Origin of the sequence: Shewanella maritima, from assembly GCF_004295345.1 — a bacterium.
In the GTDB taxonomy this organism is placed as follows: Bacteria; Pseudomonadota; Gammaproteobacteria; order Enterobacterales; family Shewanellaceae; genus Shewanella; species Shewanella maritima.
Window position 1 is genome coordinate 3,667,935 of the sequence record NZ_CP036200.1, and the last position, 16,607, is coordinate 3,684,541.

Annotated in this window: 13 protein-coding genes; 5 read left to right on the top strand and 8 right to left on the bottom strand. The window is 43.5% G+C overall.

The window, feature by feature from the left end:
• Positions 1–107: 107 nt before the first annotated feature.
• Positions 108–557 (bottom strand): c-type cytochrome, encoded by a 450-nt coding sequence (locus EXU30_RS15550; RefSeq protein ID WP_130601549.1) that lies wholly within the window; start codon positions 555–557, stop codon positions 108–110.
• Positions 558–822: 265 nt separating this feature from the next.
• Between EXU30_RS15550 and trpR the strand changes: the two genes are divergently transcribed.
• On the top strand, positions 823–1,101 hold the full coding sequence (gene trpR, locus EXU30_RS15555) for a trp operon repressor (protein ID WP_130601551.1): 279 nt from the start codon (positions 823–825) through the stop codon (positions 1,099–1,101).
• 49 nt (positions 1,102–1,150) lie between these two features.
• Here the strand turns inward: trpR and EXU30_RS15560 are convergent, their stop codons facing one another.
• Positions 1,151–1,528, bottom strand: coding sequence for a hypothetical protein (locus EXU30_RS15560; RefSeq protein WP_130601553.1), 378 nt, complete (start codon positions 1,526–1,528; stop codon positions 1,151–1,153).
• A gap of 280 nt (positions 1,529–1,808) precedes the next feature.
• Positions 1,809–2,372: a peptidylprolyl isomerase gene (gene slyD / locus EXU30_RS15565; RefSeq protein ID WP_130601555.1), complete on the bottom strand. Its 564-nt coding sequence runs from the start codon at positions 2,370–2,372 to the stop codon at positions 1,809–1,811.
• A gap of 718 nt (positions 2,373–3,090) precedes the next feature.
• Between slyD and thrA the strand changes: the two genes are divergently transcribed.
• From thrA to EXU30_RS15585, 4 genes are all read left to right on the top strand, one after another.
• On the top strand, positions 3,091–5,550 hold the full coding sequence (thrA, locus tag EXU30_RS15570) for a bifunctional aspartate kinase/homoserine dehydrogenase I (RefSeq protein ID WP_130601557.1): 2,460 nt from the start codon (positions 3,091–3,093) through the stop codon (positions 5,548–5,550).
• A 4-nt stretch (positions 5,551–5,554) separates the two neighbouring features.
• Entirely contained in the window at positions 5,555–6,496 is a 942-nt protein-coding gene (thrB, locus tag EXU30_RS15575; protein WP_130601559.1) for a homoserine kinase, read from the top strand.
• Between the two features lie 32 nt (positions 6,497–6,528).
• Complete coding sequence (gene thrC, locus EXU30_RS15580; protein WP_130601561.1) at positions 6,529–7,809, top strand: threonine synthase; 1,281 nt, start codon at positions 6,529–6,531, stop codon at positions 7,807–7,809.
• Positions 7,810–7,999: 190 nt separating this feature from the next.
• Complete coding sequence (locus EXU30_RS15585) at positions 8,000–8,542, top strand: hemerythrin domain-containing protein (RefSeq protein ID WP_130603542.1); 543 nt, start codon at positions 8,000–8,002, stop codon at positions 8,540–8,542.
• Positions 8,543–8,648: 106 nt separating this feature from the next.
• Here EXU30_RS15585 and EXU30_RS15590 read toward each other — a convergent pair whose 3' ends face one another.
• The 5 genes from EXU30_RS15590 to EXU30_RS15610 form a co-directional block, all read right to left on the bottom strand.
• Positions 8,649–8,831, bottom strand: coding sequence for a DUF3545 family protein (locus tag EXU30_RS15590; protein ID WP_130601563.1), 183 nt, complete (start codon positions 8,829–8,831; stop codon positions 8,649–8,651).
• Positions 8,832–9,080: 249 nt separating this feature from the next.
• On the bottom strand, positions 9,081–10,718 hold the full coding sequence (pgi, locus tag EXU30_RS15595; RefSeq protein ID WP_130601565.1) for a glucose-6-phosphate isomerase: 1,638 nt from the start codon (positions 10,716–10,718) through the stop codon (positions 9,081–9,083).
• A 15-nt stretch (positions 10,719–10,733) separates the two neighbouring features.
• Complete coding sequence (gene tal, locus EXU30_RS15600; protein WP_130601567.1) at positions 10,734–11,687, bottom strand: transaldolase; 954 nt, start codon at positions 11,685–11,687, stop codon at positions 10,734–10,736.
• A gap of 313 nt (positions 11,688–12,000) precedes the next feature.
• Positions 12,001–13,119 (bottom strand): OmpA family protein, encoded by a 1,119-nt coding sequence (locus EXU30_RS15605; protein WP_130601569.1) that lies wholly within the window; start codon positions 13,117–13,119, stop codon positions 12,001–12,003.
• 465 nt (positions 13,120–13,584) lie between these two features.
• Positions 13,585–15,951 (bottom strand): phosphoketolase family protein, encoded by a 2,367-nt coding sequence (locus EXU30_RS15610; protein WP_130601571.1) that lies wholly within the window; start codon positions 15,949–15,951, stop codon positions 13,585–13,587.
• Positions 15,952–16,607: the final 656 nt, after the last annotated feature.

Sequence of the window (16,607 nt, forward strand, 5' to 3'; positions counted from 1 at the left end):
AAATCGATAGCGATACAAACAAAAAGTCCGCAGGTGCGGACTTTTTCTTTAATGACTTGAACTTGCACTTAAGCGTCTAACGATCAGGTTTAGCGGCCTTTGAAGCTTTAGTCTTTCTTGTAGTTGTCGTGACAACCCTTACAAGTTTTGCCCACTTCACCAAATGCTTGTTTTAACTCTTTCTTGCTGCCCGTAGCGGCAATTTCAGCTAGCTTGGCAGCATTGGTTTGGAAAGTCATCATGCGCTCGTCAAAATCAGCCTTGTTTGACCAAATTTTTGCTAGCGCATCAGTGTTACCTGAGTCAGTACCATCGATGAAGCCTTCGTGAGGGATTTTTGATAACGCGGCTACATTTACTGCGCGCTCAGCAAATACTTTTTGATCAAAGGCTTTCTTACCTTTCATCATTGCGCCCATATCACCAAAATTGTAAGCGATTAGGCTGAATGCTGATTGACGGTATTTAATTGCATGCTCTGGCTTTCTAAAGTTATCGGCCATAGCGCTTGGAACTAGGATTGCTGCAGTAGTTAATGCAAGAATGATTTTTTTCATTTTTATTTCTCATGTTTACACGACAAAACACTTACCGGTTGCGTTGTTACCGAGGCTGAAACTCGTGTTTGAACGCATAACGGTGCGAGTGACACGGCTCACAGTTTACATGAATAATGGGCCTTGTGTAGATTTCATTGTTGCAAAGTTTTGCAAAGAATTTATGACGTTATATTCGCATTGTATTAAGTACACGCATTTTGAATAGGCAAGGAGATTTGTTACACTTGTACTGTTTTAGCATTACAGTAATTAGAAGGGGCCTATGCGCGCTGATTGGAGTTTAGTGTTGGACAAAGTGTTGTCCCACAGCAATGAAGCAGACTTAACTGTTCTGTTCCATTTATTAATGACCGAAGAAGAGCGAAGTGCTATCTCTGGTCGATTAAAAGTATTCCAAACATTACTTGAAGGTGAGCTCAGCCAAAGACAAATTGCCGCTGAGTATCAAGTGAGCATCGCAACCATTACGCGTTGTTCAAATTACTTAAAAAATATGTCTGTAGAGCAAAGAGACAGTGTTAGAAAACTCATCCTCGATTGACAAAAAAGAGCCGCTATAAAGCGGCTCTTTGTTTTTATGAAAGTAACGACTATCGAAATGATGATGCTGGGATCTTGTGATGCCTGAAGCTTGCACGGCGCATGATTAAGTAAAATCCAAAGGTGACCAAGCAAATGGAAAATAAGGTGCTGGAGTCTCTTGGGTAAAATCGTGTAAGTAGACCTGCTGCTAAAATGTATAGAAAGGGAAGCTGTCCATACAGAAATTCAGGAATAAAACCTTGTTTACGTTTTCGCTTAGGGTCAGTACGGCGATTTGCAGAGCGCTGATTATAGATATAACCACCGAACAAATAGACTACCACCGCCGCGGCAAGTGCGTAAATCGGCTGAGCTGTGACAATACCTGCCCCACCAATAATTAAATAAGTTAGTGGTAGGCTTTCATAGATAGGTTTAGCAATCATAATGCACTCCTTCGCATTGGCTATTGTGAGCAGTGAGTGGAAAATGACATGCAAAAAGACTAAGCATAATGCCTATATATCCCTATTAGGCTGACTTTAGTGCATATCAACAACGGCTAAATTATAGCAAATAAAAAATGCCACCGACTATAAACTAGCCAGTGGCATGTGATGATTTCGTACTTATTATTGAGCTTAAAAATGCCGTTATTAGCTAAGTGATTAAACTCATTAGCATAATATTTAGCACGATACTTTTTCAGATATTAGTGAAAAAGTATTAGTGGCTACAACCACAACCGCCTTTGCTATCACAATTTGGGTTACTACCGCCGCAACATTCATGATCGTCACCATGATCGTGACCACAGCTTTGACCAGCAGCATGGATGTGACCGTGAGCGATTTCATCTTCGCTAGCTTGACGTACTTCCATTACTTCAACGCTGAAGCGTAAGTTTTCACCAGCTAATGGGTGGTTACCATCAACAACCACAGACTCATCTTTAACTTCTGTCACTTGTACAGGACGTTGACCCATTTCGGTTTCAGCGATAAAGCGCATGCCAGGAACGATATCTTGGATCTCGCCAAATGCTTCTAGTGGGACTTCTTGTCGTAGACCTTCGTGATATTCGCCATAGGCTTGATCTGCTTCAACATTGACTTCAAGTTTGTCTCCTACCGCTTTACCCTCAAGCGCAGCTTCTAAGCCTGGAATAATATTTTCAGCACCGTGCAGGTAAAGCATTGGTTCTGCGCCAAACGAGCTTTCAATTTGCTCACCTTGAGAGTTTGAAAGTGTGTAATGGATGGTTACAGCAGTATGTTTTGCGATATTCATGTCGACTCCAACTTTTGATTTGCACGCATACTAACGCTAATTAGTCTTGGGTGCATGCAATAACATCAGTTTTTGCTCATTCAATCACATCTAGGGTTTACTGGATTTACAAGTGATTAACTTGAGTATTTCTCAGCACTGTAGAGGATGTTGACGTAATTTACGTAGGGTTGAGTCAATATTGAAAAAACAGAAGCTAGTTGCCTTGTTTTTTAACTGTTTATATTCAGTGGTTTGCACGTATTTTTGCGGTAATCTATCTACTTGAATTTGGGCTCGAAAACCGAGTTTGCAGCATGTTGCTTAGTTGTTTTTGTATTGTTTTAGTTTTGTCAATTGGAAGATATTAAAAAAATGGTAGCAAAAGCGTAATTAAGGGTTGACATTGGAGGGTGAAACACGCAATTCTGTAATTAAGCAACATAGTTTAAATGAACAACTAGTTTCGCTTTAAAGCGCTTGTATCACAACTGCACAAAACGCTAGTGAGCTATGTTAGCCAATTTGGGTTTATTTTTAACTTTAACGGATATCAGCCAGTGACTGTAACTAAGATGATTACAACCACGATTACCACAACCACCATTATTACAATGGGGCGGGCTGATCACACCCCAAAAAATTAGTTTTCTGAAGCCCGCTCAATCGAAAGATAAGCGGGCTTTTTCATTTTAGGCAGTTTAATAATCTCAATAGTTTTAGGAGTAGGGAGAGAAGTATGAAAGTAATGAAGTTTGGCGGTACCTCACTTGCCAACTGGCAACGTTTTTCTATGGCGGCGGACATTATTGCGACTTCTACCCAAACCACCCAGGTCGCTACCGTGCTGTCAGCACCAGCGACAGTGACCAATGCACTATTAGAAATGGCCGATTTGGCGGTTGTTAAGCAAAACTATTCGGCTGTATTGAGTAAAGTTGAGTCGGTATTTTCCTCGCTATTTAGCGAAGCAGAAGTGCTCTTAAACGCGGAACAGAAACTGTCGCTAGAATCTCAGCTAAACGAGCAAATGCACAATTGGCAGAGCAAACTATCTGGAATTAGCCTGCTTGGCGAGTGCCCAGATTATGTGCGTGCAGAGATAGTCACTTCTGGTGAGAAGCTCTCAACAGCCTTGATGGTTGAGTTGATGCGCGCTAAAGGGCTAAGCGCAGATAAACTCGATCCACAAGCCTTGTTTCTCGCTCACGGGCAGCCGCTTGAGTCGAGCGTGGATATTAGTGTGAGTAAGCCAAGGTTTGGCAAGCTTGACCTTAAAGCCAATCAAGTATGGGTAATGCCGGGCTTTACTGCTGCAGATGTGCATGGCAAAACCGTGACCTTAGGGCGCAATGGGTCTGATTATTCTGCGGCGGTATTGGCAGCTTGTGTAGATGCGCAATGCTGTGAAATATGGACCGACGTTGATGGGGTATATAACACTGATCCTCGTGTGGTGAGTGACGCTAAACTACTCGCGCAGCTTAGCTATCAAGAGGCGATGGAGCTATCTTACTTCGGTGCTAAGGTGCTACACCCTAAAACAATCGCGCCTATCGCTCAGTACCACATTCCTTGTTATATCCGTAACAGCTTTAATCCAAGTGCACCGGGTACGTTAGTGTCTAACCAGCAAGATGAAACTGGTTTACAGGTGAAAGCCATATCTAATCTTGATGATCAAACCATGTTTAACGTATCAGGCCCTGGCATGAAAGGCATGGTGGGTATGGCAAGTCGCGTACTTGAGGCTATTTCTCGCAGTGGGATATCGGTGTCGCTTATCACCCAAAGTTCATCTGAATACAGTATCAGTTTTTGTGTAGCGACCAGTCAGGCAAACAAAGCTAAATGGGCGTTAGAGCAAGAGTTTGAGCTAGAAATTCAATCTGAGTTGCTTGAGCCAATTGAGCTGAGAAAAGATTTAGCCATTGTCTCGCTAATTGGTGATGGCATGAAGACCCACAAAGGCGTATCGGCTAAATTCTTTGGCGCGCTGGCTCAGGCTAGTGTCAACATAGTGGCGATTGCCCAGGGCTCTTCAGAGCGCTCTATTTCAACTGTGATTAAGCAAGAGAAAACCAAACATGCTATTCGAGCGTGTCATCAAGCGTTCTTTGATGTGCAGCAGTATCTCGATGTATTTTTGGTTGGCTGTGGCAACGTTGGTGCAGGGTTACTAGAGCAGTTTAAGCAGCAAGATAACATGCTTAAACGCCAGCATATTAGTGTGCGTGTCTGCGGCATAGCCAACTCGAAAGCGATGCTACTCAATGCTGATGGTATTGAGTTAGATAATTGGCAGCAGCAAGTCGCCCAAAGCAGCGATGCATTTAACTTAGCCAAGATGCTAGAGTGGGGTAAAACGCAGCAAATTCTTAATCCTGTGCTGGTGGACTGTACCTCATCAGAGGCTATCTCCAATGCTTATCTTGATATGATGCAAGCTGGTTTTCATGTCGTGACGCCAAACAAAAAGGCCAACACCCGTGATGGTGAATATTACCAAGCGCTGCGTCAAACAGCATTAGTTAACCGTCGACAATTTCTATATGAAACCACCGTCGGTGCTGGTTTACCTGTGATCGATAACCTTAAAAAATTACTTTGCGCTGGTGACAAATTGCATAAATTCAATGGCATTTTGTCTGGTTCACTGTCTTATATTTTCGGTATGCTGGATGAGGGCATGACTTTGTCACAAGCAACCAGTATTGCCCGTGACAAGTGCTTTACTGAGCCCGATCCTCGGGATGATCTGTCTGGCATGGATGTGGCTCGCAAGGTGCTGATCCTTGCTCGCGAAGTAGGGCTGGATTTGGAGTTAGCAGACATTCAGGTTGACTCAGTGCTGCCAGCTAGTTTCGATGCCAGCGGCGATGTCGATGCCTTTATGGCTAATTTGCCGCAAGTCGATAGCCAGGTAAAACAACGTGTAGAGCAAGCCAAAGCCCAAGGTAAGGTGCTTCGATATGTTGGTCAAATTGATGATGGTAAGTGCTATGTGCGCATTGCAGAAGTGGGCAGTGATGACCCGCTTTATAGCGTAAAAGGTGGCGAGAATGCGCTGGCATTTTATAGCCGCTATTATCAGCCTATTCCATTTGTCTTAAGAGGCTATGGTGCGGGTACTGATGTTACTGCTGCTGGTGTGTTTGCCGATGTGCTGCGCACACTCAACTGGTCTCGTGAGGTGTAAGTAAATGAGTCGAAATGCATTAACGGTTTATGCGCCTGCATCTATGGGCAATGTTGGCGTGGGATTCGATTTACTTGGCGCAGCACTTGCGCCGGTAAATGGTGAACTACTAGGTGACAAAGTCACTATTTCTGCAGCAGAGCAGGGAATCGAGTTCACCCAAACAGGCGCTTGGGCTCATAAACTGCCTTCAAGTGCTGCTGATAACATTGTCAGCCAATGTGCGACGTTTTTCCTTTCTAAACAAGGTATCGAGCAAGGAGTTAAGCTAGAGCTTGAGAAAAACTTGCCAGTAGGGAGCGGCCTTGGCTCGTCAGCAAGCTCAGTAGTTGCGGCGCTGTACGCATTAAATTGTTTTTTTAACTCTCCTTATGATCAAAATGCCTTATTGCAATTGATGGGTGAGTTTGAAGGCAAGATATCTGGCAGCGTGCACTATGACAATGTTGCGCCGAGTTATTTAGGCGGCATGCAGCTGATGACAGACACGCCAAGCTCGGTATGCGAGGCGATTCCACATTTTAAAGATTGGTATTGGGTGGTGTCATATTCAGGCGTATCACTGTCGACCGCCAAAATGCGCGCATTACTGCCCGAGCAACAAGACATGGCTACTACACTTGATTATGGCCGCCGCTTAAGCGCATTTGTGCATGCAAGCTATAAAGGTGATCCGCAAATGGCTATTGATGTACTTAAAGATGTAATAGCTGAGCCATATCGCGCTGCAGCGATCCCTGGTTTTGTTGAGGCAAGGCAAGCGCTTAATGAGCTAGGTATGCTAACCACAGGTATATCAGGCAGTGGCCCTACGTTATTTACCATTACCGATTCTTTAGCTAAAGCTGAGCAGGCCAAACTTTGGTTAGATGACCATTATTTGTGCCAAGCTGGTGGTTTTAGTCATGTGTGCAAAATTGATGAGCAGGGTGCGAGAGCGCTGTAACTTTTTCCAATTATTAAATTAGGTCGTAACCAATGGAACTATATAACCTTAAACACCCATCTCAAAAAGTCAGCTTCAGTGAGGCTGTGCAGCTTGGTTTAGGTAAAGACCGCGGGCTGTTTTTCCCAAGTCAAATTCCTCAGCTCGATAATACTGATGCCTTGCTAGAATTAGATTTTGTAGCGCGCAGCAAGAAAGTACTTGGTGCCTGGCTTGCAGTAGAGCTGGGTCAAGATACAGTTGATAAGCTCGTTGATGCCGCATTCACCTTTGATGTACCGCTAGTGCAGGTCGATGATAAACGTGCTTGCCTTGAATTATTTCACGGTCCAACGCTCGCGTTTAAAGACTTTGGTGCACGCTTTATGGCGCAGTGCGTTAACTTACTGGCGCCAGAGAAGGGCCTAACGATTTTAACTGCAACATCAGGCGATACTGGCGCGGCTGTAGCCGATGCATTTTATGGCCTTGATAAAGTCAAAGTGGTGGTGATGTATCCACAAGGTAAAATCAGCGAGTTACAAGAGAAAATGTTCACCACGTTGGGTGGTAACATCATTACACTTGCGGTTGAGTCAGACTTTGATGCTTGTCAGGCATTGGTTAAGCAGTCGTTTGATGATCAAGACGTCAGAGAGGGGTTAGCACTTAATTCAGCTAACTCTATTAACATTAGTCGGTTGCTTGCGCAGGTTTGCTATTATTTTGAAGCTGCCGCCCAAGCTAAGCGCCTTGGACACCATGAATTAGTTGTATCAGTGCCAAGTGGCAACTTTGGTAATTTAACTGCAGGTTTGTTTGCTAAAGCCATGGGACTCAATATTAAGCGCTTTATTGCGGCGACCAATGCTAATGACACAGTGCCGCGCTACTTGGCAGATGGAGAGTGGCAACCTAATGCCACGGTTGCAACCATGTCAAATGCAATGGACGTGTCTGAACCAAGTAATTGGCCGCGTTCAGAAGCTATCTGTGAAGCTATGGGCTGGCCACTGTCTTTAATCTCTGGTGTTGCGGTAACTGAAGCGCAAACCCAAGAGACCTTGGTGCAATTAAAGCAAGCTGGTTATCAGTCTGAACCTCATGCCGCCATTGCCGCAAATGCACTCAATGGATTAGCTGCAGATGAGTTTGGTGTGTTCCTTGGTACCGCGCATCCAGCAAAGTTTAAAGACGTGGTTGATGAGGTATTAGAGCTTGATTTACCTTTGCCACCAGAGCTAGATGCTGTAGCGGGTAAGCCTATTCTATCCGATTCGCTCGCTGCAGATTTTGAGCAGCTGAAACAGTACTTATTTGCCAAACTGGCTTAACTTAATAGTTGCAATCGCAAACGTAAAAAAGCGCCTACAAAGGCGCTTTTTTACGTTAATTGGTGCAACATTTCGCTCAGTGTTGGTGAAATGTATGATTTATGATCTTGGTCAAACACATTTTGAGCAAATTTTGTAAGTATATTTCCCTGTATCATTTTACAGGAGAGGCGAGATGAACGACAAAGCCATGCTGAAACGTTTATTGCGTGACCATAAGCATATTGCCATTTTGCTGGATATTTTGGCGACTAAGCAAGCTAAGTTGGCCGAAGGCGAAGCGATTAACTTTAACTTAGTACGTGACATCGTCGAGTACATGCAAAGTTACGCTGAGCATAGTCATCACCCGCTAGAAGATATTACGTTTGATTTATACCTGAAAAAAATGGGCGAGAGTAATCAGTCGCAGCTTCATGATGAGCATAGCCGTCTTGCTGAGTCTTCTGGGGCACTGATGTACAGTTTAAATATGATTTTAAGTGATGTGGTCATTTCCAGAGAAAAGCTGGTGAATGATCTTAAAGCTTATATTGAGCTACAACAGTTACACATGCAGTATGAAGAGCGCGAGATTTTCCCTTTGTTTGTTAAAGCGCTTACTGATGATGATTGGAATGCCATTGAAAAGCAGTGCCAGCAGCGTTTAGTTGATGACCCTTTGTTTAGCGACAATGACAAAGCGGTATTTGAAGAGCTAAAACAATACATAGCAGCTACCGATATTAAGTAACCTGTTGTTAATTTAATGTAAATAAAAAAGAGCGCTTAAAGCGCTCTTTTAGAGGTTGTGATGAATGAATAGTTATTCACGGATCACACACTGAAGTTAATACTTTCTATATGATGGTATTAATATCCAAATCAAAAGAATTATCAATATCTTGTAATTCCTTGAGTAGGCGTTGTTTGTCTTTAATGGCCTCAATCTCACGCCATTTACGCTTTTTACTCGAACTTCTTGTACGGGTTGGTTTCTCAACAACTTCTTCTAGCGCACCACCATAATCTAAACGATCCATGGTAACCTCCCTTGTTATTATGATGTCTCTATGCAAATAAGTATCATATTTCACCAATAGTCTGCAATATCAATGTTTCACTTTTGTTAACAGTTGAAGGCGTTTTGATGAAGATTTTACACAGCAATTTGGCACAAAGCGCTAAAGCTGATGGGTATTTATACAAAAAGAGCCAGCATTTGCTGACTCTTTAGAATTAATCACTTATTTTTGTCCCATTTACGCAGAGCAAAGTGATTGGAAGATTGGTTAGATTTTACCACTGCGGAATAGGTTGATTAACGCATTGCTTGAAGCATCTAGCTCGTTAGCATCTGACGCTGCGCCAATTCGCTCAAGCACATCGTTACCGAGCACTTTCCCTAGCTCAACGCCCCATTGATCAAATGAGTTAATATCCCAAATTGCACCCTGAACAAAAGTTCTGTGTTCATATAGTGCAATCAGTGCACCAAGCGTTGTTGGAGTCAGCTTATCCATTAACAAGGTATTGCTCGGCTTATTACCTTCCATCACCTTGTGCTTAGCGATTAACTGCTTTTGTTCATCAGGCAGGCTGGTATTAGCAAGTTCGCTTAATGCTTCTTCATAAGTGCGCCCTTGCATCAATGCCTGGGTTTGACCAAAACAGTTAGATGCAAGTTGATTATGGTGCTCTCCCAATGGGTTGTGACTTTGAATTGGCATAATAAAGTCAGCCGGGATTAACGCCGTACCTTGGTGCAAGAGTTGGTGGTAAGCATGTTGACCGTTAGTGCCTTCACCACCCCAAATTACTGGGCCTGTTGAGTAGTCAACGTCAGTGCCATTTAGGGTCACTGACTTACCATTGCTTTCCATATCTAGCTGCTGAAAATATGCAGGTAAACCACGAAGGTAGTGATCATAGGTGAGGATTACATGTGACTGGGCGTTGTGGAAGTTGCCATAAAGTACCGACAACATCCCCATAATTACTGGCATGTTTTGCGCTAATGGCGCACTTGCGAAGTGCTTGTCCATATCATAAGCGCCAGCCAGTAAGGCTTTAAAGTTGTCCATACCAATAAGCAGCGCAATAGGTAAACCAATTGCTGACCACAGTGAGTAACGACCACCAACCCAGTCCCACATAGGGAAAATGTTGTTAGCGTCCATTCCAAATTCAGTGGCTTTAGCGACGTTAGAGGTAACTGCGACAAAGTGCTTGGCAATATCTTGCTGACTACCGCCTTGGTTAATAAACCAGTCTTTAGCGCTAAGCGTGTTGGTCAGAGTTTCTTGAGTACCAAAGGATTTAGACGACATAACAAACAAGGTTGTCTCTGCGTTTAGGCCCTTTAGTTTTTCACAAATGGACGTGGCATCTACGTTGGCAACAAAATGGCAGTTAAGCTGCTTGCTCCAATATGGGCGTAGCGCCTGGGTGACAATCTTTGGCCCTAAAAATGAGCCGCCAATACCAATGCTGACGATGTCAGTTATTGATTTACCTGTGTAACCTAACCAAGCTCCTGATTGTACTTGCTCAACAAACTCAGCCATTTTGCTAAGCGTTTGTTGAACTTCATCAACGATGTTGTTGCCGTCAAGATTGATGCTTGTGGTTGCTGGCGCTCGCAGCGCTGTGTGTAGCACGGCGCGCTGCTCGGTATTGTTTATTTTGTTGCCATTAAACATGGCGCTAATTTTATCGCTAAGGTTTGCTTGCTCGGCAAGCTTAAATAGTAGCGACAACGTATCAGCGTCTACGCGGTTTTTAGAGTAATCAAGCATCAGACCGCACTCTGACAGGCTCATTTGCTCAAAGCGCTGCGGGTTTTGCGCGAACAGTTCACGCATATGTGGCAATGACTGAGTATTATTTTTTATTTGTTGCCAAATTTGACTGGTCGTAAGTTGTGTCATTAGCACATTCCTTGTTTAACTTAACTTCTGTTTTAGCATCTCTTCTAGCTTGTTTTGATCGATAGCAAAGTTACGAATACCTTCTGCCAGTTTATCAACTGCCATTGCATCTTCGTTGAATGCCCAGCGGAACTCTGCCTCAGTTAATGGTGATGGCGCAGTTTTGGTTTCGCTTGTAGCACTTAGCTTTTGCACAACCTGTGCATCTGAGTTAGCAAGTTCTTCAAGTAAGGCAGGGCCTATGGTTAAGCGATCGCAGCCCGCAAGCTCAATAATTTCACCTGTGTTTCTAAAACTTGCGCCCATAACAACTGTGTTATAACCGTGGAGCTTGTAGTAGTTGTAAATGTCGGTAACAGAAACAACCCCTGGGTCGGTCTGCGCTGTGTAGCTTTCGCCAGTGTTCTTTTTGTACCAATCTAGAATACGGCCAACGAAAGGTGAGATGAGGTACACACCCGCTTCCGCACATGCGCGAGCTTGTGCAAAGCTAAATAGTAGGGTTAGGTTACAATTAATACCTTGTTGCTCTAATTCTTTAGCTGCGCAAATACCTTCCCATGTTGACGCTAACTTAATTAGAATGCGAGATTTATCGATGCCCGCATCTTGATATAGCTTGATTAGTTTATGGGCTTTGTCGATAGAACCTTGTTTATCGAAAGATAGACGTGCATCCACTTCTGTTGAAATACGACCCGGCACGATCTTTAAAATTTCAACACCAATGTTTACTGCAAGTTTGTCACCTGCATCTTCTACCTGTTTAGCGGAATCATCACTTTGCGATTTTGCCCATGCAATTGCATCGTCAATTAGTGGTGCATATTCAGGGATCTGGGCGGCTTTTAAGATAAGAGAAGGGTTGGTGGTTGCATCTTCAGGCTGGTAGCGTTTAATCGCTTCAATATCACCTGTGTCTGCCACAATAGTGGTCAGTGCTTTTAATTGATTGAGTGAGTTTTCCATGAACAATTTCCTCAAAAAGAGTGACAAATTTGCAATGTCTTATTAGAAGCCATTTTGGTAGTGAATCCAACTAAATTTGTAAAAAAATTACGAAAAATAACGCGGTTTTGCGCTAAAAATTAATAATATTGTAGCTAAATTATCAAAAATATGTCGTCATTGACCAAGTTTTGAAAGTTTGTCGATAATAAACCGTAAACAAAACAGCATATTAGCCGTAATAGTTTTGTTTGCTAAATAAAAAAGCCGCCCATTGGTGGGCGGCTCAACTTTTTAGCTATTTCTTAGACCAATATTAAGGCTAAGCTTATGCTTATTTTAGTACTGGACGTTTCTCAGTGCTGGTTACAATCGCTTCAATACGACGGTTTTGGCGGTTTGCTTCTGCTGAGCTGCCTTCCATGATTGGGCGAGTAACGCCATAGCCAACTGATTGCACGCGGCTAGCGTCGATACCGTATTTTTCAGAAAGCGCGTTTGCTACTGCTTTAGCGCGTTTTTCAGAAAGTGTCATATTGTAAGCTGGGCTACCTACGTTAGAAGCGTGACCCTCAATAGACACTGTGTGCTCTGGGTTACGATTTAGGTAGTTAGCGAGTTTTTCGATTTCAGCGTATGACGCTTGTTTGATAACAGATGAGTTGTTATCAAACAGAATGCCACCTAAGTCGTGCTGTTCTGTCACGTTTTCATAGATACTGCAGCCGTTAGCATCAACCTTATGATTTGCAGGTGTGTTAGGGCAGCGATCTGCATCATCCATTACACCGTCATTGTCTGAATCAGCCGGTGCTGCTGCCGCCGCTACTACTGGGGCTGCAGCTACTGGAGCTGGTTTTGCTTTAGCACCAAAGCGGTAACTTAGTTCTAAACCCCAGTAGTTACTTTGCATTTCAAGTGTTTTAAATGCATCGTCATCTAGGTTTTCATAGCGGCGGTATTTTGCTTGTAACTTCATGTTTTCAGTTACCATATAGCCGATACCTGCACCAATATAAGGAGCAATACCACTGTCACTGTAGTATTCAGTATTGTAGTTTTTCTTGTTGCGTAACAGGTAGTTCATTGCACCTGCTTCAGCTGACACGCTCCAACCATCAGCAAATGGCACTACTGCAACTAAGCCTGCAGTCATACCGCGTGCACCAGCATCGTTACGCTTGTTGTTGTAGTCGGTCCATTCAGCCATGCCAAGGTCGCGGTAACCTAGCTCTACACCAAAGTTATCTGAAAACATGTAACCACCGAAAACATCCCACGCATATGGAGAGTCTTCACCACAGATTTTCATGGTTTTTTGGTCACAGTTAGGTTCGTAATTGTTTACCCCTAAACCAGCACCTACATACCAAGGTGATAGCTCAGTTTCTGCGCTAGCTGCAAAAGGTAAGATCGAGGTGAGTAATACTACTTTTAATGTGTTCTTCATCATATTTAAGTCCATTGTGATTTTACTTCACCAATATGCATATAAAACAAGGTGTTCAGAATGCATTGCCAGCGCTTAGTGTGGTGATCCTTTTATGATTCTAGCTGACGGCGCAATTATGGTCGCTAAACAGGTGTTTTTCCAGAGTTTTAAACTTAAAAGTAACAAAAAGACGTCAAATTTAATGTTTTTGACATATATTTGTCAGTTTGCTTGATGGTTTAGGCGGATTCTTAGCTTCGATTTAGTAGGCAGAGAAATCATAAGTTTAGGTTTGTTTCCTAGGTTTTATGGGAAGCCAGATAACTTATTGTGATTTGAATGTGGTGAGTGTCTTTGCTTGTTGGAGAGTGTAAAAGAAACATGCATTAAAAATAAGCCACCTGACCCATATAAAAGGGAGAGGTGGCTTATTGGGTTTGACTCATTCTTTGGGTAGCGGTTTTGCTTAAATCCGCAGTTTAGCGATTAGCGCGTCCACACCCAGTTTTCAATTTCTTTAGGGTCTACACCATGCTCTTTGATGTAGTTTCTGTGTTCAACTAGGCGCTGCAGCATGTCGGTGGTAATTGATACATGTTGGGTTTCGTCAATCACACCTTGCTGGAACAGTTTGTAGGCCATGTCGATAACTAAGTGGTAGCGAGATGTACCGTTACGCACGCCCATATCAAATGGTGTAGTGGTAGAGCCTTCTTCTTCATAACCCTTGATACGGAATCTGTGGCTACCTTTATAATCGAACACGAGTTTCTTAATCGTGTTTGGATAGCCGTGGTAATTGAATACCACACCTTTATCTTCTGTAAAGATGTCATCCATGCGCCAAGGTTTTTCCTGGAACTTGCGGCTACCTAAGCCGTTACTGTTAAGCTCAGTCACGCTAACAAAACGCACCTTAACGCGAGGCAGTAATTCGCGGATTAATACTAGCGACGCTAAACATTCCTGAGTGACATAGTCACCACAGCCAGCAAGTACCACGTCTGGGTTGTCATCTGATGCGAAATCCCAAACCATGATGCCGTCTTTAGTTTGCTTACGTGCTTCGTCGAGTGTCAGCCATTGTGGTAGATCTTTCTTACCCGCGACAATAATGTTGAGTTTATCTCTGTCGGCAAATGCGCGCTCGGTGTAAGTTAGTGTCGAGTTACCATCTGCCGGCAGGTACGCTGAGATAATATCCGGGTGTTTCTCTAACATCGCGCCCAAGAAAGAAGGGTTCTGATGTGAGTAGCCATTATGATCTTGACGCTCTAGCAAAGATGATAGCACCACGTTGCAAGATGGAACCGGTTTGCGGAAGTGCACGCCTTGGCTGGCATAGACATACTTACAGTACTGGTCAGCCATTGACGAAACCACTTGTGAGAATGCCTCGTAGGTTGGGAACATGGCATGACGCCCTGTTACCGTGTAGCCATGCAGCATGCCAAAAAGTAAGTTTTCAGATAACAGCTCAACAACACGACCATCGCGTGACATGTCTTTATCCCAGCTTTCAATTGGCCATTGCCAAGCGCGCGAGGTTTCTTCAAACACTGCTTGTAGCTGGTTTGAATAGGTCTCGTCTGGGCTGAAAATACGTAAATTACGTTGGTCACGGTTTAGTTTGAATGCATCTCGCATCCACTCACCCATCTTATACATAGATAAGCCACGTGTTCCGCGTGGTGTTTCTGGCCCATAGCTCAGTGCTTTCAAATCAGGCTGAGCTAATGCGCGCACCACTTCACCGCCATAGCTTAAGTGCTGACGACCACAACAAAGCTGTTTTGGTGGAATTAATGATTCGATATCAGCGTCGAACTGCAGGTTGCCGTTGTCATCTATATTGTAGAGCTCATCAAACTTGTAGCTTGCTAGCCAATCGTTGAGTGCTTGTAAGTGCGCTGGGTCTTTAGCACATTTATTGACGATAACCTGATGCGAGTCGCAGTTACCCTCAAGCTTTTCACCGTTAAATTCGGATGTACCGGTCCAGCCCTTAGCGGTGCGCATAAGAATGACAGGCCAGCGTGGTTTAACAATATCTTCGCCATTGCGAGCACGTGTTTGAATGTCATCGATCATTTGGTATGAAAGATCCATCGCTTGTGCCATTTGCTCATAGACATCTTGCTCTAGTTCATCATCGACGATGATTGGGTGGTAACCTAAACCTCTAAATTCAAGGTCAAGTTCCTCGTGGCTCATGCGCCCCATTCGAGTTGGGCCTGAAATCTTATATCCGTTGATGTGCACGATTGGCAATACGGCGCCGCTTGTTGCTGGGTCAACTAATCGGTTGGCATACCATGACGCCGCCAATGGGCCGGTTTCAGACTCACCGTCACCAACTAAACATGCGGCGATTAGATTTGGGTTATCAAGTACCGCGCCCCAGGCTACAGATAGCGAGTAACCGAGTTCACCACCCTCAAGAATTTGCCCTGGTGCTTCAGGGTTGGCGTGTGACGGGTAGCCATATGCCGCTGAGAACTTCTTACAAATATCTTCAATTCCCGATTCATCATAAGGAATTGTTTCTGGATAAAAGTGGCTAAGCGAACCTTCGATAAACAGGTTCGCTTGAACTGCGGGGAAGCCATGACCAGGACCTACTAGATAGAGGAAGTCGCGTTGATGTTTAACAATCAGACGGTTTACGTTGGCGTAGACAAAGTTGATCCCTGGGCAGGTTCCCCAGTGACCTAATAGTCTAGGCTTGATATCGCTGTGTTTAAGTGGACGCTTAAACAGTACGTTTTGCTTTAGGTAGATTTGTGACGTTGCGAGGAAGTTAGTTGCTCTAACTAGTTTCTTCAATGAAGTGATTTCTTGAGCAGTTGCCATAGTAGCCTCAATGCGAGTAGATGTATTAATTCTGTATTGAGAACACTGTATTCTTATTTGTCTGTTAATAAAGTGATCAGAGTCAATATTCTGCGGTTACATTTTTTTTACCTAGTTCGTTATTTGAGTTAAACATTAGTTAACTTGTTGAATAACATTGCAAGTTACTTGGTACGGTTCAGTTGGTGCTTGGTTAAGAAATTGCCGGATGTGATCAAGATCACTCTGCACAAATTTGTAATTGTGATAGTTTCTGGCGCCGATTAGGACATACGCGCATTTGTTAAGCAGAATTTTTATTAGGGTCTGTTCATCTTTGCTGATTAGAATTTGTTCGAATTAAAGCACTTTAATCGCTGAGCGAGCGATGACGTCTAGTTATCTACACCTCTGGCTTGTAACCACAGGGCTCGCAACAAAGTTTTCTTTGCTATGTCGTATGTGCTTTAAACGAACTCTTCAGGCAGCGCTTGTTGTCATTTCTGCAGCGTTAACGACTTATCATGTGGAACAACCAAACATCAAAGTCGTTGCCTTGTATTAACTTCCAACAAGCAGCTGCAAAAATAATCTTGAAAGATAAGCAGACCCTAGCAAGAAAATGTTAGTCTTAACGATTGTGACTAATTTAATAAGCACTAAACTATTTTGGTTTA